This window comes from Dehalococcoidales bacterium (genome assembly GCA_028716225.1).
In the GTDB taxonomy this organism is placed as follows: domain Bacteria; phylum Chloroflexota; class Dehalococcoidia; order Dehalococcoidales; family UBA5760; genus UBA5760.
The window spans coordinates 132,475-157,351 of record JAQUQE010000003.1; the positions used below are offsets into that span (position 1 = coordinate 132,475).

Here is a 24,877-nt window from a genome sequence, read left to right on the forward strand (position 1 = left end):
ACCCCGCCTGGCTATTGGACACACTCTATACCGAGCTTATGGCCCATTTTTTTCTGTTTCGTTTCCAGATACTGTCGGTTATGCGGATTAGGTAGGGTAATAATGGGCACTGTCTCAACAACCTGGAGGCCGTAACCTTCCAGGCCGATCACCTTCTTGGGATTATTGGTCAGCAGTCGGATTCGGTGCAGACCTAAGTCCGCCAGTATCTGAGCGCCGATGCCGTAATCCCGCAGGTCCGGGGCAAAGCCCAGAGATAGATTGGCCTCTACCGTATCCAGCCCTTCATCCTGCAGGGCGTAGGCGCGCAGCTTATTGTGGAAGCCGATTCCCCGTCCCTCCTGCCGCATATAGAGGAAAACACCCCTCCCCTCTTCGGCAATGGCCCGCATTGCCAGCTCGACCTGCTCGCCGCAATCACAGCGGAGGCTGCCGAGTACATCACCGGTCAGGCATTCGCTGTGGGCTCTTACCAGTACCGGCTCTTCGGAGGATAGATCACCCATCACCAGAGCCACATGCTCGGCAGGGTCGATATCACTCTTGTAGGCGATGGCGGTAAACCTGCCGTACTTGGTCGGCAAGCTTGCCTCAGCGACCCGGTGTACTAATTTCTCATGACGGCGGCGATAGTTAATGAGGTCGGCAATGCTGACAATCTTAATGCCGAACTTCTCTGCGATTGCCTCAAGCTGCGGCAGCCGTGCCATGGATCCGTCTTCGTTCAGGATTTCACAGATGACTCCGGCTGGATAGAGACCGGCCAGTCTGGCCAGGTCGACGATAGCCTCAGTATGTCCCACCCGCACCAGTACGCCACCGTCTCTGGCCCGCAGAGGAAACATATGTCCCGGCCGGGACAGGTCATTAGCGGTAGTAGACGGGTCGATCATTGCCTTCACCGTTTCCGCTCTGTCCGCTGCCGAAATGCCGGTGCTTACTCTGTGTTTTGCCTCCACGGATACGGTAAAGGCGGTAGAGAACTTTGAGGTATTATCACTGACCATCAGGGGGAGCTTCAGTTCATCCAGCCGCTCGCCCGTCATCGGCAGACAGATCAGTCCCCGGGCATGCTTGCTCATAAAGTTTATCGCTTCGACGCTGACCTTTTCGGCAGCTATCGCCAGGTCGCCCTCGTTCTCTCTGTCTTCGTCATCGACGATAATAATAAACCTGCCTGCCTGGATATCTTCAATAGCTTCAGAAATAGTCGCTAGTCCCATCTTTTCCCCTCTTGGTATTACCCTTATTCAAAGCAGCCCTAATCAACCTGAAGAGAAGCCGTGCTCCTTGAGAAACTCCGCTGTTATACCCGGGCGGTATGTCTGGCTTAACCGCTCCACGTATTTCGCAATGATATCTACCTCCAGATTGACCGGGTCGCCCACCCGTTTACTACCCAGGGTGGTATTTTCACGGGTATAACCAACTAGAGATACCGTAAAAGAGCCGGCATCTCTATCCATTACCGTCAGACTGACTCCGTCGACGGCAATGAAGCCCTTGTTCACTATATAATGCATAATTTCGGGCCGGGTTTCAAATCCCATTATTGTGGCCTCCCCGTCCCGCATCACCGAGGCCACTCTTGCCGTGTTATCGATATGCCCCTGTACCAGGTGTCCACCCAGCGGCTTCCCCAGGGTTAGCGGCCGCTCCAGATTAAGCTTACTCCCGACGCCGAGCTGTCCGAGATTAGTCCGCTCTATTGTCTCCGGCATCGTGTCAACAGAAAAGGAATCGGCGGTAAAACCGGTTACGGTCAGGCATACCCCGTTCACGGCGATGCTCCCGCCTATTTCTATTTCCTTTAGAACCTTGCTGGCGGAGATGGCAAGACCATTCGGCTCCGCCGACAAAACCCTGCCTATTTCTTCCGTAATTCCGGTAAACACTCCTACCCCCTTGCTCCGGGTAACGCCATCCGCTTAAGAGTCTGCCCGGCTACTTTTGCCACTGTTTTTTGCGGACACATACCCGCATACCATTAAGTCTTCACCAATCTGTTCCACACTGATTTCATCCAATCTGAGAGCTTCTATTAACTTATCGGCTCCCTTGCCGGCAACCGCTGTTCGGGCTTCTCCGCCGCCGATAATGAGAGGAGCGATGAAGGCGATAACCTTATCGACGAGCCCGCCGTCGAAGAAGGAACCGAGCAGACACCCGCCCCCTTCCACCAGGACGCTGGTAATTTCCCGCTTCCCCAGTGCTTTCAGCAGTTCCCGCAGGTCTACCTGACCGTTTAGCCGGGGTACTTCCAGTAGCTCGGCACCCGCCCGGGTAAACGCTGCCTGCTCCCTCTTTTTGAGGGATCGGCACAGGGCAAGCACTGTTTGGCCGGGCTCGGTAAATACGCGGGCACTTAGCGGCGTACGCCCGTTGCTATCCACGATTACCCGCATCGGCTGCTTCTTAGCCGTTCCCCCCTTGCTGCTGCACCGCACGGTAAGCTGAGGGTCATCAGCCAGCACGGTATTGACCCCGACCATAACGGCATCGTTGGTATAGCGCAGGTAATGGGCCTGTTTCCGGGCCGCCTCTCCGGTAATCCATCTGGAGTCCCCGCTCCGAGTAGCAATCTTCCCGTCCAGGCTCATGGCAAACTTCGCTGTGACGAACGGTATGCCTTCGGTGATAAATTTAGTAAATGCTTCGTTAATCCGTCTGGCCTCGGCTTCGTGTTCGCCGGAATATACCTTGATACCCGCCTCTTCCAGCTCCTTTTTGCCCCGTCCCGACACCAGGCGGTTGACATCCAGTGTAGCCAGATGTACCTCACGAATACCGGAGGCAATGATCGCCCGGGTACAGGGCGGAGTACGACCGTGGTGACAGCATGGCTCCAGGGTAACGTACATCACACCGCCGCGGGCCCGTTCGCCGGCCTGCTTCAGGGCGGCTATCTCAGCATGGTCGGAACCCGGCGGCTGCGTATAACCCTGTCCGATAACTTCGTCATTATTGACTATTATTGCGCCGACCGCAGGGTTGGGACTAACCTGTCCCAGAGCCAATCTAGCCAGGGAGAGCGCCTGCGCCATATAGTCCATAGCAGCTTCATTCTAGCACCGCGTTTCCAAGAAGTGCAAACCACCCCGAAGCAGCCGCTTTTGTTCATACTGGATAGTAGCAATGAGATGGGTTATAATGAGGGCTGAATCAAGGGGGAACCAGCTAAGCAGATGAAAGCCTATGCCCGCCAGATCCTGGTGGTTGTTCTGATCGCAGTAGGAATATTTTTCCTTTTGCAGGCCACCGTCCAGAGCTTTGTGGTCGTCGGTTCGAGCATGATGCCCAGCTATGAGGACGGCCAGCGGCTGCTGGTCAACAAGGTTTTCTACCGTATCGGTGAGCCTGAAATGGGTGACGCCATCGTCTTCCAGCCGCCGAACAACCAGCGCGTCGACTATATCAAACGTGTCATCGCCGGCCCCGGCGACACGGTAGAGATAGAGGGAGGGGCGGTGTACGTCAATGATGTGGCGATAAGTGAACCCTATATCATGGAGTACCCTCGTTACACCATGTCCCGGAAGACAGTTCCTGAGAATGAGTACTTTGTCCTCGGGGACAACCGCAACAACAGCAACGACTCCCATACCGGCTGGACCGTGCAACGCGAGGCCATCATCGGTAAGGTATGGATATCGGTCTGGCCTCCGTCACTGATTCCCGACTACAACCTGGCGGAGCAGCTATCTGCGGCCGAACTCCTTCCCTAGTTGACCCAGGCTGAGATGAATCATGGTCGGTCTCCCGTGAGGGCAGCTATTGGGAACGGCAGCCTGCTCCAGTTGACGCACTATTTCACGCATCTCATCATCGCCTAAGACCTGCCCGGCCCTCACCGCACTGTGGCAGGCGATGGATATTGCTATCCGCTCTTCCCAATCCGCCTGACCGCGCTCTTTATCCAGTAGTTCCCTTATTGCTGATGCCCAGTCACGTCCGGCCAGCCCGGCCGGTACTGTCCTGACGAGAAATGTCCCCTCCCCGAACGGCTCGACAGAGAAGCCGAATCGGGCGAGATTTTCGCAGCGGGTCTTCAGTACTTCCCCCTGCCCGGGGGTAACATCGAACGGGACCGGTTCAAGCAGGGTCTGGGTCTCTACCCTGTGTTGCGACCTCTGGTCGTTGATCTGCTCGAAAAGGATACGCTCATGAGCGGCATGCTGGTCGATAATATAAAGACCGTCGGGACCCTCGGCGATAATGTAGCTTCTGGATAACTGCCCTATTACCCGCAGTGCCGGTAGTGAAGAAGCCGGCGTTCCGGCAGCTTCCGGCGGTGCTTTCGCCGGTCCGGTACCATCAGCAGCTTCCGTCCACAGCATCTGTGCCGGTGCCGGGGATGCCCGGTAGGGTGTCCTGACCTCCTCGACCTTGGGTACCGGGGTCAGATCGATCAGGGTCTGCCTTACCGTTCTCTGCAGGGTACTGAAGACGGCCTGTTCATTGCGGAACTTTACCTCGGTCTTGGCCGGGTGAACATTGACGTCCATCTCCCCTGGGGGTAGCGAGATGTTAATGATGGCTACCGGGTGTTTCCCTACCATCAGGAGGCCGTGGTAGGCCTGTTCTACCGCCCAGGCCAGTGTGCGGTGGCTTATCCAGCGGCGATTGACAAAGAGGCTCAGGTAGTCACGGCTGGACCGGCTTACTTTTGGCGAACCTGTCATCCCCGTTACCAGAGGCAGGGTATTACCTGATTCGCCCTGCCGGCTCTTAATCTCGAGCATGCTTCGGGCTATCTCAACTCCATAGACCTGAGCTATGCTGTCTATCAAACGGCCGCTGCCCGGTGTTCTCAGGGTAATCCGGCCGTCAAGCGACAGGGTAAAACCGACCTCGGGATAGGCAAGGGCATACCGGCTGACGATATTGGCGATATGACTGTTTTCCGTAGCCGCCGACCTGAGGAATTTCAGTCTTACCGGTATCCGTCGGAATAGGTTCTCCACGGTAACCGTGGTTCCTGGGGAATGCCCCCGGCTGCCGTATTCGACGACTTTCCCGTCCTGCAAACGGATATAAGCACCCGCCGGCTCCTCTCCGGCACAGCTGCCAAGCTCTACCTCAGCCGCGGCGGCGATGCTGGGCAGCGCTTCGCCGCGAAAGCCAAGGCTCGAGATGGCATCCAGGTCTTCCAGGCTGCCTATCTTGCTGGTGGCATGCCTGCCGAAGGCAAGCTCTATCTCCTCGGGCGGTATTCCCGACCCGTTGTCGGTCACCCTGATCCGGCTTATCCCGCTCCCCTCAACCTCGACCGAGATTCGGGTGGCGCCGGCGTCCAGGGAGTTTTCCACCAGTTCTTTGACCACCGAGGCCGGCCTCTCCACCACCTCGCCGGCGGCAATTCGGGATACTATCTGGGGAGCTAAAACCCTGATTGACATCTCGGATTCTTATTCCACCTTGTCCAGCCTGGCAAAGCTGAGCAGAAGCTTCTTTACCCCGGCTCCGTTGAAAGCGATCGTCACCTCGCTGTCACCATCTACCGACCGCAAGCTTACCACCACTCCGTTGCCGAAGACGTGGTGACGGATATGGTCGCCGGCCTTCAGTTCCCCGGCGGGCAGGCTGTTCCCGGAATGTGCTGAAGGGGCATTCCGGCTCTCCGTTCCCATCCACAGCCCGTCTCCGGAGATCAGGTGCCGCGGTATGTCGTTCAGGAAGCGCGAGGGACTATTAACCGCGCTTTTCCCCATCAGTTTGCGGCGGAAGGCACGGACCAGGTATACCCTGTATCCGGCCCTGGTGATGCCGACATAGCACAGCCGTCGTTCTTCCTCCAGTTGAGCCGGGTCGTCGAGCGATTTGAAGTGGGGCAGGATGCCGTCTTCCATCCCGACGATAAACACCACGGGGAATTCCAGCCCCTTAGCCTGGTGCAGGGTAATCAGGGTCACCGCAGACAGACTCTCGTCGAGACCGTCGATGTCGGAGACCAGGGCCACCTCTTCCAGAAAGGAGGTCAGGCCTTCCCCGGCCTCAAGATCGCTATACTGCTGGGCTACCGTGCGTAGTTCCAGGATGTTTTCCCAGCGTTCCTCTCCGTCCGGCTGGGTCAGCAGATACTCATGGTAGCCGGAGCGCTCTATGATCAAATCGAACAGATCGATCAGGCTAAGCTCACGGCTGCGGGCGATAATCTCCTCTATCGTGTTGAAAAAACCGGCCAGCGCCCGGGTGATATGAGGGGTAAACGGCGGCGTGTCATCCTTGGCCCCGGCAATATTTCGCAGCGCCTCATATTGAGATATCCCCATAGACTGCGCCAGGCTGGATAACCCGGCCAGCGTCTGCTGGCCGATGCCGCGCCCGGGCACATTGATTACGCGGAGCAGGCTGATACTGTCATCGGTGTTCTGGATGAGCCTGAGGTAGGCAATAATATCCTTGACCTCGCGCCTCTCGTAGAAGCGGGTACCGGCGACCAGCTTATAGGGCGTGCCGAAGCGAACAAAGGCTTCTTCGAGAACCCTGGACTGGGCATTGGTCCGGTACATTACGGCGCAGTCTCCCAGCCTGGCCTTCCCCTGCCTGACCAGGCACTCTATCTCGTTGACGACAAACTGCGCTTCTTCCTGTTCGGTATACGTCTCAACTACCGTGGTCAGCTCGCCTGCCTCGTTGTCCGTCCACAGTTTGTTGGGTTTACGCTGCTGGTTGGCTGAGATTAGCTGTGAGGCTGTTTCCAGGATATTCTTGGTCGAGCGGTAGTTCTGCTCCAGCAGGATCACTTCGGCCTCGGGATAGTCCTTCTCGAAGTTCAGAATATTGCGCAGGTCGGCATACCGCCAGGAGTAAATTGACTGGTCGGGGTCGCCGACAACGCATATGTTGCGGTACTTGTCCCCTATCTGCTTTATCAGTTCGTACTGGACCGGATTGGTATCCTGAAACTCGTCGACCTGGATATGCCGGTATCTCTCCTGGTATCGGGACAGGACCTCGGGGTCGTTCCGGAACAGCAGTACCGTTTTCATCAGTAGGTCGTCGAAATCAAGGGCATTGCTTTCTCCAAGTGCCTGCTGATAACGCTCGTAGACCCGCCCCACCACCTCGTCGAAATAGCTGCCGCCCTTTCTCAGGTAATCGGCCGGGTTAAGCATCTGGCTCTTGGCCGCCCCGATGGCCGAGGCTATCGCCCGGGGAGCATACTGTTTGGTGTCGAAGCCCACCTCACCGATAGACCGCTTGATCAGGCTGATCTGGTCGTCGTCGTCGTAGATGACAAATCTGGGGTCGACACCCGTTGACCGGCCGTCCCGGCGCAGGATACGGACGCAAATGGCGTGGAAAGTGCCTATAGTGAGGTCATTGACCTCACTGCGGGCGAGCTGGTAGAGCCTGGCTTCCATCTCCCGGGCGGCCTTATTGGTAAAGGTGACCGCCATAATATGGCGGGGGCTCACCCGGCAGACCTTGATGAGATAGGCGATGCGGTGGGTGATAACCCGGGTCTTTCCGCTGCCGGGACCGGCCAGAATAAGGACCGGGCCGCTGATTGCTTCGACTGCTTTTTTCTGTACGGGGTTTAGCTCGGCAAGAATATCCATCCTGGCTAATTATAGCATTATCGGTGGGGAGTTCCCAATGCGGGGGTCCTGGTGATATCGGTGTTGCTATGTTATATAATGAACCCTTGAGTAAGCGCAAAGGAGTAAGTTATGGCATCTCTGGAAGAGGCACTGGATAGAATCAAGAGCATGGCCAGGCCCGATCAACTGGATGGCATGGCCAGGTACGGCATGGCGGTGGAGCGGAGATTAGGGGTATCCGTTCCCGAACTGAGGGGTTTGGCCAAAGATCTGGGGCGGGATCACGAGCTTGCCCTGGAGCTATGGGGAACCGGCATCGCCGAGGCAAGGCTGGTAGCAGGGATGATCGACGACCCCGGCAAGCTGACCGAGGCACAGATGGAGGAATGGGTGATCGGCATCGACTCCTGGGACGTCTGTGACCAGGTGTGTATGAATCTTTTCGAGAAGGTTCCCCTCGCCTGGAAAAAGATTATCGATTGGTCTGAGCGGGAAGAGGAGTTCGTCAAGAGGGCTGCCTTCGCATTGATAGCCTGTCTGGCCTGGCATGATAAGAAGGCGGCGGATGAGAGGTTCATCGAGTTGCTTCCGGTGATAGTTCGGGGAGCTACGGACGAGCGCAACTTCGTTAAGAAGGCGGTTAACTGGGCGCTGAGGAACATAGGGAAAAGGAACTCGAACCTGAACCGGGCTGCCGTCAAGACGGCCGGGGAGATTCAGCAGATCGACTCCAGGGCGGCCCGCTGGATTGCCGCCGATACCATCAGGGAGCTCGAGAGCGAAGCGGTCCGGAAAAGACTGAAAAGCTGATTCCCCTCGATTACGGCTTGCTGCTCTCCCAGCCTTTGGGCACGATTTCAATGACCAGGTAGAGGTCGTAGAGGCTGTTGTGGTCCACCTTGATCTTGTAGTCGCCGTTGTATAGCACGTCGAAGCTAAAGTCATGGCGGGTTTTACTTACCCAGTGTCCCCGGAATGTATCCACCGACCTGCCTTCCGGGTTCAGGATCTCGAAGTTCCACCGGAAGGTACGGTCCCTGGTCTTGTACTCTCCGGTAAGCTCGACAAAGCCTGACACGATATCGCCCCGGTTCAGTACATTGGAGAACGAGATGACGGAGCCCGAGATTGCTCCGGCGGGCATGGTATATTCTATCCTCTGTGCTATCGTATCGAAGTTGGCGGTTACGCTCTTGTCCGAGTCCATGGTGAGGTTAACCTCGGGATTGGTCCCAGAGACGTCGCCCGACCATCCGAGGAATTCATAGCCCGGGGATGGTGTTGCGACTAGGTCTACCGGACTGCCGGGCGGGTAGACGCCGCCGCCGGTGCTTACCGTGCCGCCTTCAGTCGGACTGGCCGACACTTCCAGCGTGTAGCGGACGATGCTGAAGTTGGCGATTACGCTCCTGTCCGAGTCCATGGTAACGGTAACCCCGGGGCTGGTCCCGTAGACGTCGCCGGACCACCCGCGGAATTCATAGCCCGGGGAGGCTGTCGCGACCAGGTCTATCGTACTGCCCGGCTGATAGCTGCCGCTTTCGGTACTTATCGTGCCGCCCTCGGGCGGGTTGACCGAGGTCGATAAGGTGTACCTGATGGTATCGAAATTGGCGGTGATATCCTTATCGCCGTCCACGGTAATGGTGACTGTCGGGCTGGTCCCGGAGGCATCTCCGGACCATGAACCGAACTGATAGCCTTCTGATGGTGTGGCTGTCAGTGTTACCGGGCTGCCGTCACGGTAGTTGCCTTGAAGCGGGCTGATGACGCCGCCGACGCTGGCGCTGACACTGCCGCCGTCAGCGGGGTTTGTTGCGATGCTGAGGCCGTGCATCGGCGGGGGCGGTTGATAGTAATGAATACCGAGCCATACCCCCAGCACGGTTCCGGCCACGGCCGCGATGATGCCGATTCTCTGCCTCGGTGAAAACCGGTCCCCCCACACTATCCGGGGGATTCCCGGTCTTGCTCTTTCTTTGACGACCTCGGTGACTCGCTTCCACCATCCTGTCCACCTCTCCGTCCTGGTAACGTGCTTGACCCGTGTTAACCTGCTGCCCTGTTCTGACTTGCCGGTTTGCGTTGATTGGCTGGCCTGCGCTGATTTAGCGGGGGGGTTTCTCTTTCTGAATATCTTCTTGAAGAAATCGAGCATGTCGGCATTCGCCTCCGGTCGATTGTTCTTGAGATGACGGTGATGGATATATTTTACTTAGACTGCTTCCCCTTTTCCCGCGGTGCTTTTTTCGTTTTCGCTGCCTGCTCCAGGCTCTTCAGCTTCAGCGAGTCGATGATCAGTGATTCCACGGAATCTTCTACCTGTGACAACAGCGACTTGAGCTCTTCGACCACCTCCGGGTCGCTCTGCCTCAGCTTCACCAGCTTAAGCCTGATGCCGACAAACAGCTCGTCCATCTGTTCACCCGGAGCTTTTTTCATAATTACTATTCTATCACAGAAACGGCAAGAGCGTATGCATCAAGGTTGCACCGGCGGCAGTCTTGTTGCTACAATTGGATAGCCGGGCAGGCGATAAGAAGGCTGAAAAGAGGGGGTAATTGCCGTAGTATGGATATTAACTGGCTGGGACATTCCTGTTTCATGATTAAGGGTAAACAGACCACGGTTATTACCGATCCCTATTCGCCGGATCTGGGCTACACGCTGGGTAAACAAAGTGCCCGTGTTGTCACGGTCAGTCACCGGCACCCGGGGCATTGCTTTGTTCAGGGCATTGGCGGCGAGCCCAAGCAGGTTACCGGACCGGGCGAGTATGAGATAGGCGGTGTTCTGATTGTGGGGATTCCCTCCTATCATGATGAGGAGAAGGGCGGTATCAGGGGGAAGAACACTATCTACCTAATGCATGTAGATGATATGTCGGTGTGTCACCTTGGCGACCTGGGGCATGCACTCAGCGATGAACAGGCGGAGGAGATGGGTGATGTCGATGTGCTGCTGGTTCCGGTGGGTGGGGTGTCCACTATTGATGGCTCGGTGGCTGCCGGGTTGGTCCGTCAGCTTACCCCGAAGGTAGTGATTCCCATGCACTACCAGACCGAAGCGCTCAACCGGGAGCTTGAGCCGGTGGCGCGGTTCCTCAAGGAGATGGGAGTGGAGGAGGTTACCTCCGTGCCCAAGCTGTCTGTTACCAGGTCGAATATGCCTGCCCTTACACAGGTCTGCCTGCTCGATTATTGAGGTAGACCCTTCCCTTCAATACCCTGGCCGTAACCTTTTCCCATCGCCGGCGTTATAGTATTGTTATTTGCGACGAAGGGTATTGCAAAATAGCGGCGTTGTGATATAGTAGAGGCCAATCGTTCATTTCTGTTCCCGCAAGGGAAGGGGGGTTATGCTGTGAAAAATTCGGTCCTGGTTATGATGGTGATATTACCGTTTACCCTGCTCCTTACCGGCCTTAACGGTTGTGCCGGTGGTGGTTATGATGGAGGAATCCCGTCTACGGAGCCGATGCCGGCTCCGGCACCGATGGAGCCGGACGTAGACAAATCATGGGAAAGTAGTGAAGAGTATTACCCGGGAGATGACGTCACGATACCGTCCGAACGGATGATAGTCCGCAACGGAAGCATCTCGCTGGTGGTGGAGGATGTGACCGAGGCCCGTGATGAGATAGAGCAACTGGCGGCGGCGCTTGGCGGCTGGGTGGTGGACTCCAACATCTACGGTGAGGCAGAGGAGATGCGGGGGTGGATTTCTATTCGTGTCGACAGCGACAAGTTCGACCAGGCGCTGGCCGAGCTCAGAGCGCTGGCGGTAAGGGTAAGCTCGGAAAGCACCAGCACCAAGGATATCACCGAGGAATATGTCGACCTTCAGTCTCGTTTGAAGAACGCCGAGGCGACCGAGGCCCAGTATCTGGCCCTCCTGCAGCAGGCCGAGGAAGTGGATGATATCCTCAGTATCTACGATGCCCTGTCGCGGATACGTTATGAGATAGAGCAGATTAAGGGACGGATACAGTATCTGGAGCAGACTTCGGCAATGAGCCTGATTTCGATAGACCTGACCCCGGCGGTCAGTCTGGGTCCGCTGGTTTCCCCCGGCTGGAGTGCCAGCGAGTCGCTCAACTCCGCCATCCGCGGCCTGACCACCTTCGGGCAGGGGTTGGGAACGGCCTTTATCTGGATTGGCATCTTGAGCCCGATTTGGGGCACCATACTCGGGATTACCTACTGGCGCCGCCGCAGGAAGAGGAATCAGCAGGCGTCCTGAAGACGCTCGAGTACTTGCTGATGGCTCAGACCGGAGACCGCTACCGTCTTGTTACGGTTGGTCTGCCCCCGGGTGATGGCGAGGTCTCTTTCGCTGATGCCCAGCAGCCGGCTGAGAAAAGCGAGCAACTCCCGGTTGGCCTTGCCTTTGACCGGTGGCGCAGCTATCCTTACCCGCAGCACCCCTTCGACAAAGCCGAGAACCTCGTTTCTCGGGGCGCCGGGGTAGACCCGCAGTGAGATTTTAGCTTCGTTTTCCAATATTAACAGAGTGGAGGCGGTAGACTGCTATTCCTCCCCCCCGCCCCTTCTCGCCGTGCTGAAGGCGATGGAAGCCAGGAAAAGGACTCCACTCATGATAAGCCAGAACATCCAGGTGAACTCGGGAAGTAGCAGGGGGATGATTCCCCCGGCGGTGAGACCACCTATGGTGGCGCATACCGCAGCCAGACTACCGAAAACAACAGCCGCTGTTCCCATTAAGGCATCCTCCTTCTTGTTTGCCGCGTAAGTGCTCGGGAGAGCTCCTCGGCACAATTATTTGGCTTTATCTTAGTCCGCTGGTGCTATATACTGGATACTAAATCTGGATAATAACACGAAATCGGCAAATAGTCCATAGTTTAAACTACTACATTTGGGGGAGGGGCTGATTTGGATCGGATTTTAGCCGGACTGGCGAAAGAAGCGGGTGACCTCCTTCGCCGCGGAGGGCTGACCCTGGGGGTGGTGGAGTCGGCCAGCGGCGGGCTGCTCTCGCACCTGATAACCGGCGTCCCCGGATGCTCGGACTACTATAAGGGGTCGATTATCTCTTATAGCAATGAGGTCAAGACCGGGCTGGTCGGGGTGAAGGGGAATACCATCGCCGGATACGGTGTCGTCAGCGAGCAGGTGGCCCGGGAGATGGCACAGGGTGGCCGGGAGGTACTCTCCGTTGATATCTGTCTGGCTGATACCGGCATCGCCGGTCCCGGCGGTGCTGTACCGGGGAAGCCGGTGGGGCTGTTCTACATCGGGCTGGCGGATGAGTCGGGGGTGTACAGCCGGAAACACAACTTCTCCGGCGACCGGGAGCAGAACAAGCTGGAGGCTGCCCGGGCGGCCCTGCAGTGGCTGAAGGAGTACCTGCTGGACCGGAAGGGCCTGTAGTGCAGAGCCGGTTCAATTCAGAGTGGTTTTGACGAGGCGAATTGTGGGGTAGGCCGGGGGGTGTTATACTCTAAAATATCTCGGAATTAGGAAGGAAGGTTTAGATTGAAAAGAGCTGACGGGCGAGCCTGTGACGAAATGCGGCCGATCAAGATACTGCCCGGATATCAGGAGTTTGCCGATGGCTCGGCGCTGATAGAGCTGGGCAAGACCCGGGTGCTGTGTGCGGTGAGTGTCGATGATAAGGTGCCGCCTTTCCTGAGGGGTGGTGGCAGCGGCTGGGTTACTGCGGAATATGCCATGCTGCCCCGCGCCACCTCTACCCGTACCCGGCGGGACTCTTCGCTGGGCGGAGTAACGGGCAGAAACCAGGAGATACAGCGCCTGATCGGGCGTTCGCTGCGGGCCGTGACCGACCTCAGTGCGCTGGGGGAGCGGACTCTGATCGTGGACTGTGACGTGCTTCAGGCTGACGGCGGCACCAGAACGGCTGCCATTACCGGTGCCTATGTGGCCATGCATCAGGCGGCGCGGAGACTGGCCGATATGGGGATAATATCATCCATCCCCTTTCGGACCGCGATAGCCGCTACCAGCGTCGGCATCATTCACAGCAATATGATGCTCGACCTGTGCTACGACGAAGACTCCAGTGCGGCGGTGGACTTTAATGTGGTCATGACGGGTAAGGGTGAGTTTGTTGAGATTCAGGGGACGGCGGAAGGCAAGCCCTTTCCCAGGGAGGCTGTCGACTCCCTGATCACTCTGGCGGAAAAGGGCATCCGGCAGTTGCTTCAGGTCCAGGAGGAGGCGCTTAAGCTGGTCTAGCGGGCCGTCTGCCCCCCTTGTTGACCCGGCTTGAACCGGTTTGTTGCGGTGTAGTATAGTGTGATAGTATTATTATCATTATTGTCTACATAAGGAAAGTATTGACCTATGATGAAAGCAAAGCGCGCTAAAATGGTATGGATTATTGCAGCCCTGTCTGTCTTCGGCATAGCCTGTTGCTACGGCTGTGCTGCCGAGAACAATGACCCGGTAGTAAGCGGCCTTTATGCTGATTCCAACATGCTTTCTCTGGGACATAGCTCGACGATAGCTGCGGTTGCCTCCGACCCGGATGGTGATGAGCTGCAGTATCAATGGTTCGTCTCCGATGGGGATATCCCCGGTGAGGGTTCCGAGATTACCTGGACCGCCCCGCTTATCCCCGGCGCTTATACTGTTACCGTTGTCGTGACGGACGGCAGGGGTGGCCAGTCGGCCATGACGATTACTCTGGGTGTCGCGCCCGGTAGAGATCCCGTCATTGTCAGCTTTGAGGCTGCCGACACCGGTTGTAAGAAAAGCACCCCGGTGGCAATAGACTGCCTTGCCTACGACCCGGACGGTGATGATCTGACCTACCGGTGGTCGGCAACCGGCGGTGAGATAACGGGAGAAGGCCCGTTTGTGTCTTGGGTTGCGCCCGAGGAGCTGGGTACCTATACCATCACCGTTTATGTCAGTGACGGTATAGGTGGCGAGGTGGAAGAGTCGCTGGAGATCGAAGTCAAGGGTGGCTGAGGGTAGAGCCGCCGGCCCGTGGGGCCGGCAGACGTTGAGGATATCGAGCGGTTCTTAAGCCCCGGTCGCATCCCCCTATTTTGCGGCTTGATCGAACTCCTTCTTGCCGATGGACACGAATATGATGGCCAGAACGCCCAGCGGAATGCTGCAGATGGCGGCCAGAATGGCACCGGCGAGGGCAAAGTTCCACAGCCTTCTCTTGAGCGCATAGATGCCCCCGGCGACGGCAACCGCCCCCAGGCCGATCATACCGGCCCCCATCATTCCGATTAATCCGCTGAAGCCGTAGAGGAGCCCGCCTACTATGTCCAGCCCTGAGAAAGCCTCCGCCAAGGCACCGCCCAGCCCCAGAGGGATGGCAAGAAGCACTATCAGCGAACCGGCGCAGATGCCGAGACCGCCGGCAATAATGGTCAGCACACCTGCCGTGGTCGGTTTCCAGGTTCTTTCCATGGCCGTAGCCTCCTGATTTTTGTTTGCTTTCCTGATGAATTAGCATATCCGCAGCCGGTTCTATTGTCAATACCCGGCGGGTAATTGACGGCCGGGTGTCTGAGGCGCTGTGCTCTAATATGGCGTTTTGAATGTATGCATTCCGTGGTTTTTTGTTGCTGATGGGTAGGGCTAACCAAACCCGGGGAATGTTCAATTAAGATATTCCGGTAGGGAACCACACCTCAAGCCAGTGTGTATTGTTTACCGCCTAGTGTCTGAAGTGCACAAAAATCCTTCCGAAATTCTTGTCGTCTTTTTCAACCCGGTGATAGAGCCCCTTGATTTCCGGTCTGGCCAGGAATCGTAGGGTGCGTTTTTTCAGTTGCCCTGACCCCTTGCCGGGGATAATCTCAACCAGGGCAATCTTCTTTTCGATGGCTTCCTCTATGACACGGTTGAGTTCCGCATCGATCTGATAGCCCTTATTATAAATATCATGCAGGTCTAACACTATCTTAGCCAACGTCTGCCGCCTTTAAATTGTTATCCATTTTGCCCGTAGCTGAACCTGGCTACCTGTGGGGCCTCCAGGAACTGCCATCGCCCTTTTACCCCGTAACTCATCGCCGCCACCTCAAGATGTAACATGGCAATGCCGCAATCGAGCCGCTTTGAAACGGCAAATTCCCGGCCGCCGGTTCTTATGTAAACGGTTATGCTGTCTTCGGCGATATCGAAACCCCAGGGCTGGCGGTTAACCGCAGAAGGAGCAAGCCTGGCGGCCTCGAGGGATGCTTTTATCCACTCAGGCAAGTCATCTCGATCCGGTTTACTTACCAGCCTGGAAACCGGCAGGCGCCGGTGAGTGCGCCCGAAAAAAGTCATCAGTTTCTCTTCCAGTGATTCAACGCCGGGTGAATAACCCACCGGGGTCACAGCCAGGACCCGTTCGTTGCTCTTGATTTCGATTAGTGAAGCCACAACCTCATTTCTGAAGAATCCGGCAACCCAGCAGGTATTCAACCCGAGGGCAGTTGCCTCCAGAATAATCCCCTCTCCGGTATAGCCTGCTTCTTCTTGAACGGAAGGGTTGTCCATATTCCCGATAAAGGCAATAAATGCAGGGGCGCCCTTAATCTTGCCATAGCTGCCCACAATACCTTTGAAAACGCCTTTTACCGGATCGGTCACAAGATACGCTCTGGCAGCGGGAAATGGCGTGAACTGTTTACATGCGGTATCAAGAGCCGACAGCTTATCTCGTTCGATGGGACGGTTTGTATCAAAGCGCCGGCGTGACCTTCGCTTTTCTATAGCGGAATGCCATCTTGAAAAAGGGATATCCATATAGTCTCAAGATTAAGGCATTAGCTTGCATATATCAAATAAGTAGTTAAAAGGGGGAAGCTGTTGCACGATAGTCAGTTTAGTGCAATTAACAGAGCGTCGGTCTTCGGATTCCGAGTCAAACGCCCAACTTCATGAATTCCAGGATTGTCAGAGGTAGTTACAGAATTACCCCAATACGTAGGACCACATAAAATCACATCTAGTAACATGCGCGGGGAGCGTCAAATCGAGCGTTAAAAAAGGGAAAGTGTTAACAGAGTGCCTGTCCTTCGGTCTCGGACTCGTATTGACACGTGGTGTATAATATCAGCTAGAATCCACGTTTTATGTTCATCTTTACATAGATAAAGACTAGTGGAGGTATGAATGTGTCTCAGTTGAGAAGATTTGCTGGTGTGCTTTTCGCAATAATACTGGTATCAGCGCTATTAGTAGGCGCGAGTCTCAGCGCTCTAGCTGACCAGGATAGTGATGGAGGTAGTTACGATGTTCTGATATTCAAGAATGGTTATTGGCAGCTACAGGGCAAACTCAGCTTCTCTGATTATGAGACTCGCCGATTGCCACTAGGTAACGGTGCCGGTCAACTCAGGGTCAGGCTAACTCAGCATGGGCATGATGGTGCTTTTGTGGACTACTTGGCGCTGGAAAAAGGTACAGCTATATTCGCTCCTAAATCAGCTATTAATATTGGCAGTAGCGCAAGTGTCTTGACCAAAGTAATGTCCCCTGAATATGACGTTTGTGATGCTTGGAATAGCACTTTGGAAGTGGTCTGGGAGAACGTCCCCGATAACGCAACACTAGTCATGCAAGCAATGGAAGAGGATTTCGGTAAAGGACATGGTGTACCTCTGTATTATCCGCGCATTCAGCAAGGGGAAACCCTAAGCTATACACTTGTTGACAATGGTAGCATTTGTGTCGATGGTTGGCTGCAAGAGTCAACGGAACCGGACTTCACCGTATTCTGGCAACCGGACACTCCACATCCAGATGGCTATACCTACGGCTGGTTACATTCTGACGAACATTTCTTGTATGCTGCGGTTGAGGTTACCGCGGACAATACCCTTGATGAAGAAGATTGGGGGGCGCTCTATCTGACAGTGGACGGTGAGCTGAGAGAATTCCGCGTCACCGATGCTGAGGAACAATGGGGTGTGAGTGGATTTCAATACACCTCTTCGGTGGCCTACGAACATCGGGTATATGAATTTCAGATCCCTTTGAATGAAATACCTGCCGATATCGGTGCTCATATTCGATACGGCTTTGGGTGTTACGGTACTGTTGCTGTGATGTTGACGCCGACTAAGCACTCCTCCGCGTGTGGTATGGACTGGGGCATCGTTAACACTCCCAGCTGGGAGGATATGATCATCCTGCCTGCCTCAGATATCCTCGACTACGATATCGGCGGTGATGGCGATACAATCTACGCCGTTCTTGAGATTAATGAGAATTGCGTTGGGGTCGGTGATCCCAATAATGATTTTGCCCTAGTCAAATCCACCGATGGAGGAGTCACCTGGAAGGATATAACAGATAATGTCACCAGTGCCGCTAATCTACCAGTTGGCGATGTTTTTGTTTCTCTCACCGACGTGGCGGTAGCCCCGGATGATGAGAACTGGATTGCCCTGGCTGGCTATAGTAGTGATGGCACGAATCCCGTATGGGTTGTTGCCTCCAAGGACGGTGGTGATAACTTCAGCTACACTGGTGATATGACTGACAATACGTTACGAATGATTTATGCCTTCGATCTGGCGGTATCAATTGAAGTAAACGATATCCACAATATTGCTGTAGCTGGGATGGACAGCTCGGGGTACGGATCGATATACCGCCTCAAGGCGGGTACTTGGCTCACAGGTGCCTGGGAAGACACATCAGATACTACTGATTATCTAGGCTGGGACAACGGTATGGGTACTGGCAATATATCATTGCATGTTTTTGCCGTTGCATTCTCGCCGAACTTTGAAATTGACGATACTATCGTCTGCCTCGTTATTGGTGATGACGACAATTATCCATTTATCCAATCGGGTATCTGGGAAAGTAGCGGCGGCTCGTGGAATGATGAAGCTGGCTTCCCCACCGCTACTGAAATCAAGTCAGACGGCGATGCATTACAAGTCGACCCCTATTACCGAAGATGTCTTGGCCTGGCTCTGCCAGCTGATTACGATGGATCTGATCCCGGAGCCCGAACTGTTTTTTTATACGTTAATGCTCGCAACATGACTAATCTTCTAATGGGAGGCTATGTCTTTCGCTCTGACAACAACTCCCTGAGTCCGGTATGTGGTCCGTCCGGTGAACCCCTACTCGCCAGCATTGACGTTCATGGCGATGCCAACACTGGCAAGTTGATGATCGGAGAGTTCATCCAGTACGACAATGATGACGATGAGTATATCTTAGCTAACTGCTGCGAAGGTGTCAGGGTCTGGCACACTGAAGAGCTTGATTTCTGCTGTCCCCAGTGGGACGGCGCCTGTAAAGACCCCTCCGGCTTCTATATGGCATTGGTCATGTACACCCCGGATGGTGATAAGGAATACACCACCACCAGCGGAACAATAGATGATTGGGCATACGTATCAGAAGGACGAGATGATACCGGCACTCCTCTTGACGAGTCCGCCTTCTCGGTAACCCTGGATGATGGCATTTCCTTCAATCAAATCGGCCTCATCGATACTGATATTAACTGGCTCTCCGACGTGGCCGTCTGCCCCGACTGCTCCGTCATCTACCTCTCCACTATTAACGAGGAGGTACGCAGCGGCGAATTTCCATGCATGGGCGGTGGCTACGCCTCCGGTTATTGTGGCTGCGACAGCATCTGGCGCAGCTACGATGAAGGCGACACATGGGAGCGCGTTTTCCACGGTGACTGGATGGGAGATGAAGATTACGGTTGGCCCCTGCTCAGACTTCCGTGTGACACCGATGAGGATTGCTGCACCGTCTATCTCGGTTTAGCTGGCAAAGATCAGATGTTCTGCAGCCGGGACTGCGGCCAATGCTGGAATGAGCCGCCTGCTACCAAGATAAACATTTGGGACTTTGCCGTGGAAAGCGATAATATCGTCTACCTTATTAATGACGAAGGCGAATTCTCAATGTCCACCCAATACGGGCGCCGCTGGAGTGACCCAGTCGATACCGGAATCGATTCGGGACACACCATCGCCGCCTGCTGCAACGAGGACTTGATCGTCGTCGCCGGTTACGGTGACGAAGCGGTGGCCTATTCCAGCGATGGCGGCGACACGTGGGAGCAGACGGCAGACCTGCCCGGGTTGGGTACGGCCCACATCGCCTGTGACCCCCTCTGTGAAGGCACCATCTACGCCGCCCTGAGCGAGCCGGTTGGCATATGTGGCGGTATCTACCGATGGGTGATTGGCGACAGTACGGACTGGACCAACATGAATGCTTTTAAGTATGGTTACTACGGTATCGCTGTCGGGAGAAGCGACGGTACTTTGTATGCAGTTACCGACACAATTTTTATAGATCCAGATGAAGAAATATGTGACCGATTCGTATCCCCTTACGATGAGGTGGATGGTGATTTTCATGGCTATGAGGTATATAGTGGAGTAGCACGCAACCTCGACCCCTGTGAGACTGCCTGTTGCGGCACTGAGGACTGGGACTACCTCATCTGCGGCTTGGGTACAGAGTGCGTAGGAAGCGAAAATCCTGGTTTTTCCTGTATCCCAACCGAATGGTTTGATAATGAACCCAGTGGGCTCCGCATTTGCGGTTGCCTGAGCTTGGATACCAATAGCATTCTCTGGGCAATTGATGCGCAGCAGTATGATGTCACTGACGGCTCCGGAGATAACGACCACTATGGCAGCCTCTGGAGCTACGAAGACTGCGCTGCCAAGCACGGCCCCACTCTCACCAGCCCGGCTGACGAAGCCATTCTTGACTGCGAGCCATGTGCTGGTTGCGACGCCGCTAACTTCACCCTCGAGTGGGAGCGGATGTGCTGCTCATGCAGCTATGACATCGAAATCATGGATGAGGACGACAACATTATCATCTCATGGGATGATGTCGAAATCACCGGCGACCCACCCGAACTGTTTATCGACGGCACTAAAGAATATACGGTTACAGAGGAGAATTTTAATTCTCATACCGTATCTAAGATCATGGATTACTACCTCGAGTGTGGCATGACCTACACCTGGCATGTCAGGGAAGCCGACACCGACTGTGAGTGCGTCCACAGCCCCTGGTCGGAGACATGGAGCTTCACCATCGAGGCCTCTTCGGCTAACGCGGTCAAACTAATCGCCCCTGATCAGGGTGCGGTAGTTGCCCAGCGCACCGGAGTCGGCTTCTCTTGGAGCAGTGTCTACGACGCCACCACCTACAGCTTCGTCATCTCCGCCAACCCCGACCTCTCCGGCGCCCTGGCTACTGCTGACGTCACCGGTACTGCCTATGCCCACTCGGGCACCCTGGACTACGAGACCACCTACTACTGGCAGGTAACCGCCTGGAAGGACGGCGCTATGCTTTCCCAGAGCGATATCGGCACCTTCGCCGTCGCTGCTGAAGAGGTTATACCGCCCGAACTGGAACCGGCCGAGCCGGTAGTGATCGATATCCCGGCCACCCAGCAGATCACCCCGACCTGGATCTACGCCATGATCGGCATCGGCGCGGCACTGGTGGTAGTGGTCATTGTCCTGATTGTCCGAAGCAGGAGATAAGCTCAAGCCTTAAGGACAACGGCTTGGCAAGATAAAAGAGCCCCCCGAATTTCGGGGGGCTCTTTCTTTACGATAGTGAACTACGAAGTTGGATGTTATAAAACATTCAGCCAGTTTGTCGAACACCATAGATGACTTGTGTGGTTCTTGCTCTTCTTGATTCCTGTCCGCTTGTCTGCGCTTGCTTCTTTGGCCTCTTACGTGTCTCATTAAATAGACTCTAAGATGGCTTTAGAGATATACTGTTACCAGGGCAGGAGGGGCTGTAATGAAGAAGACCCTTTGCGTAATAGCAAGTGTTGTTATAATTGGTCTACTATCCGGAAGTTGCGCTCTGTTCTTCCCCACCGAATCGACAATCACTCCGAGCCCTTCGCCTGAACCAGAACCGTCTCCGGTTGTCAACATACCACCGGTTGCCTATATAGATTCGATATTACCTGCCGACTCTCTGGCAGGTGAGGTAATTTCGTTTGACGGCCACGGTACCGATATAGATGGTACAGTAGTTGCCTATCGCTGGCGGTCCAGTATTGATGGGGAACTGAGCAGCAAGGCTTCATTCGAAACCTCCGGGCTATCGGGAGGTGTACATATTATCTATCTTAAGGTTCAGGACAACAACGGTGCCTGGTCGGAAGAAGTACATTCCAATGTGGTTATAGGTGCGGCAGAGTCAGGCCCTACCGGTCAGATTACCGATGCCAGCATTTCCTGGGGTACTTCCCCGGACCGGATCATCTTTACCTGGACGGTATCAGGTCTAGATCCCGGTTTCGAATACTGGGTATACCCCCACGTAGGTTTTACTGAGAACGGTGGCCCTTTCGGCAGCACTCCGGAAGACGAAGCTAGCAATCTGGAAGGTATGTATGAAATGGCCATAACCCACTTTCGCCCGGCGGCCGACGGGACTGGTTCCTGGAACTGGTATGGGGGTAAACCAACCAATCCCTCTGGTCAACTCGCCCTGCTAGCCTATGATCCCGCAATCCAAAGCGCTTGCGTCGTGGATATCTCGGAGCAAGTCAACGTCTCGTCTTGGGAAGTAGAGCCCACCGGTGATATTACCGATGCCAAAATACTGTGGGGTACTTTCCCGGCCCGGATAATTTTCACCTGGACAGTCTCAGGTCTAGATCCCGGTTTCGAATACTGGGTATACCCCCACGTAGGTTTTACCGAGAACGGCGGTCCTTTCGGCAGCACTCCGGAAGACGAAGCTAGCAACCTGGAAGGTATGTATGATATGGCCATAACTCGCTTTCGCCCGGCAGCCGATGACACTGGTTCCTGGAACTGGTATGGTGACAAGCCGACAAATCCCAGCGGTCAACTTGCACTCCTTGCCTATGATCCCACAACCCAAAGTGCTTATGTAGTGGCTATCTCGGAGGAAATTAATACCTCATCTTGGCATGGTTCAGTTGACTAGGTAACCGTTCATCATATTATGGCCCGACTTTCTTTCTTAAAATGACTTTTTGTCGGCCATTCTTTTCGTGCACTTTCCTCACTGTATAAAACCCTGTTCCGTTAAAAGTTTTCAGATAGGGGCCTTAGCCGTATTCCGGATGATAGGACTTGAAGAATTCCCTTTTTCAACATAGAATAGCTGTAGGTTCGGTTATTCAAAATGATAGCTGGAGGTGTCCGATGCATTCTGATGACTTGATCGAGAGAAATACTGCCATGGAGCTGGTGCGTGTCACCGAGGCGGCTGCTTTATCCTCGGCCCGCTATATGGGCCGGGGTGACAAGAACCTGGTGGATAAGACTGCGGTCAGCGCGATGCGTCACCTGCTGGGACAGGTGCAGATGGATGGCATCGTCGTCATCGGTGAGGGAGAGAAGGACCAGGCCCCGATGCTTTATATCGGGGAGAGGATCGGAGACGGCTCCAGTCCGAAGGTTGATATCGCCGTCGACCCGGTCGACGGCACCACCTCGGTTGCCCGCGGTCTGCCCGGAGCGATATCGGTAATCGCCCTATCCGAGCGGGGTTCGATGCACTGCCCACGGGAGTTCTTCTATATGGACAAGATTGTCACCGGTCCGGAGGCGGTCGGCTGTATCGACATTGAAGCACCGGTTAAAGATAACCTGAATAACATAGCCAGGGCCAAGGGTAAAAAGGTTGCCGACGTTACCGTGGTGGTCCTGGACCGGCCCCGCCATGAGAAGCTGATATCCGATATTCGAGATGCCGGAGCGAGGGTGAAGCTGATCACCGACGGCGACGTAGCCGCCAGCATCGACGTGGCGCTGCCTTTACGCAGCGTCGATGTGCTGATGGGTATCGGCGGCACTCCGGAGGGGGTGCTCTCCGCCGCCGCGATGCGCTGTATCGGCGGCTGCATCCAGGCCAAGCCCTGGCCCCGTGATGAAGCGGAAAGAAAATCGGCCGAGGCGGCCGGGGCGGACGTCAACAGGGTGTATAAGACCGAGGACTTCATCACCAGTGACGACGTCTTCTTCGCTGCCACCGGCGTCAGTACCGGCGAGCTCTTAAGGGGGGTTCACTATTTCAGCGGCGGTGCCAGCACCCAGTCGCTGGCGATGCGGGGCCTCTCCGGTACGGTACGCTGGATAGACTCGTCCCACAACTTCAACCGGCTTAACAAGCTCGACGGCATCTCTACCGATTGATCGCCTCTTAAGGCGATACTGTTTTGATATGCCGGGGCGGTCCCGGCGGAAAGCAGCAGAAGGGGGAAGGTATGCAGGTGAACCGGATTGGTATTCTCAGCGGCGGCGGTGACTGTGCCGGCATCAATCCGGCCATAAAATGGGTGGTCAAAACGGCCCTGGACGAAAGGCTGCAGCGGGAAAGAGGGCTGCGCTACGAGGTTATCGGCATCCGGGATGGCTGGCGGGGGCTGCTGGAGGTTACTACCCTGCCGCTTGACCAGGAGATAGTCCGTACCTGGGACCGGTATGGCGGCACCATGCTGGGGACTTCGCGGACCAACCCCGGCAACCCCGAGAACGACCGGACCCAGACGGTGCTGGACAACATCGAGAAGCTCGGCCTGAGTGCCGTCATCGCCATCGGCGGCGACGATACCCTGAGCGTCGCCTACCGCCTGCATCAGGCCGGCATAAGTGTCGTCGGTATCCCCAAGACCATCGATAAAGACCTCCCCGAGACCGATTACACCCTCGGCTTCGAGACTGCCGTAAATGTGATTACCGAGGAAATCGACCGCCTGCGCACTACCGCCGGCTCCCACCAGCGGATTTTCGTCGTGGAGACGATGGGGCGGCACTCCGGCTGGCTGGCCCTGGAGGGCGGCGAGTCCAGCGGGGCCTTCATCATCCTCATCCCCGAGTGTGATTTCGTGCCGGAGAATATTTACCGGCTGGTCCGGGAGGGCCGGCGGGACGGAGCCAGGTACAATATCATTGTAGCCGCCGAGGGTGCCAAGCCGGTCGGCGGCGCCGAGTTCGTCCGGGAGTCCAGCCTCGATGCTTTCGGGCATAAGAAGCTCGGCGGTATTGCCGAGGCCCTGGCCCGGGAAATCGAGCGGGCCACCGTTCTCGAGACGCGCAGCGTCAAACTGAGCCATCTCCAGCGGGGCGGAGCGCCCTGTGCCTACGACCGCAGGATGGGCCGCTATTTCGGCATTGCTGCGGTCGACCTGGTGACTGCCAACGACTTCGGTAAGATGGTGTGCCTGAAAAACGGACGGATTACCGCCTGCCCGCTAGAGTGCGTTATCGGCCGCACCGGCTTTGTCGATGTCGCAACGCAGTACGATGCGGAGCGGTATAACGGTCGCCGCACCATACTGGGCGACCGAAACAATACGAATAGGAGGCAGCAGTAGAA

The 24,877-nt window shown here is 55.6% G+C and carries 23 protein-coding genes; 11 read left to right on the forward strand and 12 right to left on the reverse strand.

The features are described from left to right. Nucleotides 1-11: 11 nt before the first annotated feature. The 3 genes from PHI12_03245 to ribD are packed head-to-tail and all read right to left on the reverse strand — an operon-like array spanning nt 12 to nt 3,053. Nucleotides 12-1,223, reverse strand: coding sequence for a bifunctional 3,4-dihydroxy-2-butanone-4-phosphate synthase/GTP cyclohydrolase II (locus PHI12_03245; GenBank protein MDD5509815.1), 1,212 nt, complete (start codon nt 1,221-1,223; stop codon nt 12-14). Between the two features lie 42 nt (nt 1,224-1,265). Then, nucleotides 1,266-1,895 carry a riboflavin synthase gene (locus tag PHI12_03250; GenBank protein MDD5509816.1) on the reverse strand — a complete coding sequence of 210 codons (630 nt, stop codon included), beginning with the start codon at nt 1,893-1,895 and terminating at the stop codon, nt 1,266-1,268. A 33-nt stretch (nt 1,896-1,928) separates the two neighbouring features. Continuing rightward, the gene (ribD, locus tag PHI12_03255; protein MDD5509817.1) at nt 1,929-3,053 is read right to left on the reverse strand and encodes a bifunctional diaminohydroxyphosphoribosylaminopyrimidine deaminase/5-amino-6-(5-phosphoribosylamino)uracil reductase RibD; all 1,125 of its coding nucleotides are present in this window, start codon (nt 3,051-3,053) and stop codon (nt 1,929-1,931) included. A 132-nt stretch (nt 3,054-3,185) separates the two neighbouring features. Between ribD and lepB the strand changes: the two genes are divergently transcribed. After that, a complete protein-coding gene (gene lepB / locus PHI12_03260; protein MDD5509818.1) occupies nt 3,186-3,725 on the forward strand; it encodes a signal peptidase I in 540 nt (179 codons plus the stop codon). On the opposite strand, the gene mutL is transcribed toward lepB, so the two are convergent. Together mutL and PHI12_03270 are read right to left on the reverse strand one after the other, a co-directional pair. Continuing rightward, nucleotides 3,699-5,399 carry a DNA mismatch repair endonuclease MutL gene (gene mutL, locus PHI12_03265; protein MDD5509819.1) on the reverse strand — a complete coding sequence of 567 codons (1,701 nt, stop codon included), beginning with the start codon at nt 5,397-5,399 and terminating at the stop codon, nt 3,699-3,701. The two genes, lepB and mutL, sit on opposite strands and share 27 nt — an antisense overlap. A gap of 9 nt (nt 5,400-5,408) precedes the next feature. After that, complete coding sequence (locus PHI12_03270) at nt 5,409-7,565, reverse strand: UvrD-helicase domain-containing protein (GenBank protein MDD5509820.1); 2,157 nt, start codon at nt 7,563-7,565, stop codon at nt 5,409-5,411. A 111-nt stretch (nt 7,566-7,676) separates the two neighbouring features. Between PHI12_03270 and PHI12_03275 the strand changes: the two genes are divergently transcribed. After that, nucleotides 7,677-8,357: a DNA alkylation repair protein gene (locus tag PHI12_03275; GenBank protein ID MDD5509821.1), complete on the forward strand. Its 681-nt coding sequence runs from the start codon at nt 7,677-7,679 to the stop codon at nt 8,355-8,357. Between the two features lie 10 nt (nt 8,358-8,367). Here PHI12_03275 and PHI12_03280 read toward each other — a convergent pair whose 3' ends face one another. Beyond that, a complete protein-coding gene (locus PHI12_03280; GenBank protein MDD5509822.1) occupies nt 8,368-9,705 on the reverse strand; it encodes an InlB B-repeat-containing protein in 1,338 nt (445 codons plus the stop codon). Nucleotides 9,706-9,758: 53 nt separating this feature from the next. After that, on the reverse strand, nt 9,759-9,989 hold the full coding sequence (locus PHI12_03285) for a hypothetical protein (GenBank protein MDD5509823.1): 231 nt from the start codon (nt 9,987-9,989) through the stop codon (nt 9,759-9,761). Nucleotides 9,990-10,118: 129 nt separating this feature from the next. Here PHI12_03285 and PHI12_03290 point away from each other — a divergent pair, with 129 nt between their 5' ends. Together PHI12_03290 and PHI12_03295 are read left to right on the forward strand one after the other, a co-directional pair. Continuing rightward, on the forward strand, nt 10,119-10,751 hold the full coding sequence (locus PHI12_03290; GenBank protein ID MDD5509824.1) for an MBL fold metallo-hydrolase: 633 nt from the start codon (nt 10,119-10,121) through the stop codon (nt 10,749-10,751). 159 nt (nt 10,752-10,910) lie between these two features. Beyond that, nucleotides 10,911-11,789 carry a DUF4349 domain-containing protein gene (locus tag PHI12_03295; protein ID MDD5509825.1) on the forward strand — a complete coding sequence of 293 codons (879 nt, stop codon included), beginning with the start codon at nt 10,911-10,913 and terminating at the stop codon, nt 11,787-11,789. On the opposite strand, the gene PHI12_03300 is transcribed toward PHI12_03295, so the two are convergent. Together PHI12_03300 and PHI12_03305 are read right to left on the reverse strand one after the other, a co-directional pair. Continuing rightward, nucleotides 11,774-12,049 carry a DUF167 domain-containing protein gene (locus PHI12_03300; GenBank protein ID MDD5509826.1) on the reverse strand — a complete coding sequence of 92 codons (276 nt, stop codon included), beginning with the start codon at nt 12,047-12,049 and terminating at the stop codon, nt 11,774-11,776. The genes PHI12_03295 and PHI12_03300 overlap by 16 nt on opposite strands. A gap of 27 nt (nt 12,050-12,076) precedes the next feature. Continuing rightward, nucleotides 12,077-12,268, reverse strand: coding sequence for a hypothetical protein (locus PHI12_03305; protein MDD5509827.1), 192 nt, complete (start codon nt 12,266-12,268; stop codon nt 12,077-12,079). Between the two features lie 174 nt (nt 12,269-12,442). Between PHI12_03305 and PHI12_03310 the strand changes: the two genes are divergently transcribed. The 3 genes from PHI12_03310 to PHI12_03320 all read left to right on the forward strand — a co-directional run bounded on the left by PHI12_03310 (nt 12,443) and on the right by PHI12_03320 (nt 14,506). Beyond that, complete coding sequence (locus PHI12_03310; protein ID MDD5509828.1) at nt 12,443-12,940, forward strand: CinA family protein; 498 nt, start codon at nt 12,443-12,445, stop codon at nt 12,938-12,940. Between the two features lie 105 nt (nt 12,941-13,045). Then, the gene (rph, locus tag PHI12_03315) at nt 13,046-13,768 is read left to right on the forward strand and encodes a ribonuclease PH (protein ID MDD5509829.1); all 723 of its coding nucleotides are present in this window, start codon (nt 13,046-13,048) and stop codon (nt 13,766-13,768) included. 108 nt (nt 13,769-13,876) lie between these two features. Then, nucleotides 13,877-14,506, forward strand: coding sequence for a PKD domain-containing protein (locus tag PHI12_03320; protein ID MDD5509830.1), 630 nt, complete (start codon nt 13,877-13,879; stop codon nt 14,504-14,506). Nucleotides 14,507-14,581: 75 nt separating this feature from the next. Here PHI12_03320 and PHI12_03325 read toward each other — a convergent pair whose 3' ends face one another. The 3 genes from PHI12_03325 to PHI12_03335 all read right to left on the reverse strand — a co-directional run bounded on the left by PHI12_03325 (nt 14,582) and on the right by PHI12_03335 (nt 16,291). After that, nucleotides 14,582-14,962, reverse strand: a complete 381-nt coding sequence (locus PHI12_03325) for a hypothetical protein (protein MDD5509831.1) — start codon at nt 14,960-14,962, stop codon at nt 14,582-14,584. Nucleotides 14,963-15,212: 250 nt separating this feature from the next. Beyond that, nucleotides 15,213-15,467 (reverse strand): Smr/MutS family protein, encoded by a 255-nt coding sequence (locus PHI12_03330; GenBank protein ID MDD5509832.1) that lies wholly within the window; start codon nt 15,465-15,467, stop codon nt 15,213-15,215. Between the two features lie 20 nt (nt 15,468-15,487). Then, entirely contained in the window at nt 15,488-16,291 is an 804-nt protein-coding gene (locus tag PHI12_03335; protein MDD5509833.1) for a nitroreductase family protein, read from the reverse strand. Between the two features lie 371 nt (nt 16,292-16,662). On the opposite strand from PHI12_03335, the gene PHI12_03340 reads away from it, so the two are divergent. From PHI12_03340 to PHI12_03355, 4 genes are all read left to right on the forward strand, one after another. After that, on the forward strand, nt 16,663-21,045 hold the full coding sequence (locus PHI12_03340) for a hypothetical protein (protein ID MDD5509834.1): 4,383 nt from the start codon (nt 16,663-16,665) through the stop codon (nt 21,043-21,045). Between the two features lie 268 nt (nt 21,046-21,313). Beyond that, the gene (locus PHI12_03345) at nt 21,314-22,480 is read left to right on the forward strand and encodes a hypothetical protein (GenBank protein ID MDD5509835.1); all 1,167 of its coding nucleotides are present in this window, start codon (nt 21,314-21,316) and stop codon (nt 22,478-22,480) included. A gap of 239 nt (nt 22,481-22,719) precedes the next feature. After that, entirely contained in the window at nt 22,720-23,694 is a 975-nt protein-coding gene (glpX, locus tag PHI12_03350) for a class II fructose-bisphosphatase (GenBank protein MDD5509836.1), read from the forward strand. Between the two features lie 77 nt (nt 23,695-23,771). Beyond that, nucleotides 23,772-24,875 (forward strand): ATP-dependent 6-phosphofructokinase, encoded by a 1,104-nt coding sequence (locus tag PHI12_03355; protein MDD5509837.1) that lies wholly within the window; start codon nt 23,772-23,774, stop codon nt 24,873-24,875. Nucleotides 24,876-24,877 lie beyond the last annotated feature (2 nt).

Excerpts from the sequence above, each read along its gene's own strand:
- PHI12_03245 (MDD5509815.1), bottom strand. The coding sequence starts at position 1,223 with ATGGGACTAGCGACTATTTCTGAAGCTATTGAAGATATCCAGGCAGGC.
- ribD (MDD5509817.1), bottom strand. The coding sequence starts at position 3,053 with ATGGACTATATGGCGCAGGCGCTCTCCCTGGCTAGATTGGCTCTGGGA.
- lepB (MDD5509818.1), top strand. The coding sequence starts at position 3,186 with ATGAAAGCCTATGCCCGCCAGATCCTGGTGGTTGTTCTGATCGCAGTA.
- mutL (MDD5509819.1), bottom strand. The coding sequence starts at position 5,399 with ATGTCAATCAGGGTTTTAGCTCCCCAGATAGTATCCCGAATTGCCGCC.
- PHI12_03270 (MDD5509820.1), bottom strand. The coding sequence starts at position 7,565 with ATGGATATTCTTGCCGAGCTAAACCCCGTACAGAAAAAAGCAGTCGAA.
- PHI12_03275 (MDD5509821.1), top strand. The coding sequence starts at position 7,677 with ATGGCATCTCTGGAAGAGGCACTGGATAGAATCAAGAGCATGGCCAGG.
- PHI12_03280 (MDD5509822.1), bottom strand. The coding sequence starts at position 9,705 with ATGCTCGATTTCTTCAAGAAGATATTCAGAAAGAGAAACCCCCCCGCT.
- PHI12_03285 (MDD5509823.1), bottom strand. The coding sequence starts at position 9,989 with ATGAAAAAAGCTCCGGGTGAACAGATGGACGAGCTGTTTGTCGGCATC.
- PHI12_03290 (MDD5509824.1), top strand. The coding sequence starts at position 10,119 with ATGGATATTAACTGGCTGGGACATTCCTGTTTCATGATTAAGGGTAAA.
- PHI12_03305 (MDD5509827.1), bottom strand. The coding sequence starts at position 12,268 with ATGGGAACAGCGGCTGTTGTTTTCGGTAGTCTGGCTGCGGTATGCGCC.
- PHI12_03320 (MDD5509830.1), top strand. The coding sequence starts at position 13,877 with ATGATGAAAGCAAAGCGCGCTAAAATGGTATGGATTATTGCAGCCCTG.
- PHI12_03325 (MDD5509831.1), bottom strand. The coding sequence starts at position 14,962 with ATGGAAAGAACCTGGAAACCGACCACGGCAGGTGTGCTGACCATTATT.
- PHI12_03335 (MDD5509833.1), bottom strand. The coding sequence starts at position 16,291 with ATGGATATCCCTTTTTCAAGATGGCATTCCGCTATAGAAAAGCGAAGG.
- PHI12_03345 (MDD5509835.1), top strand. The coding sequence starts at position 21,314 with ATGAAGAAGACCCTTTGCGTAATAGCAAGTGTTGTTATAATTGGTCTA.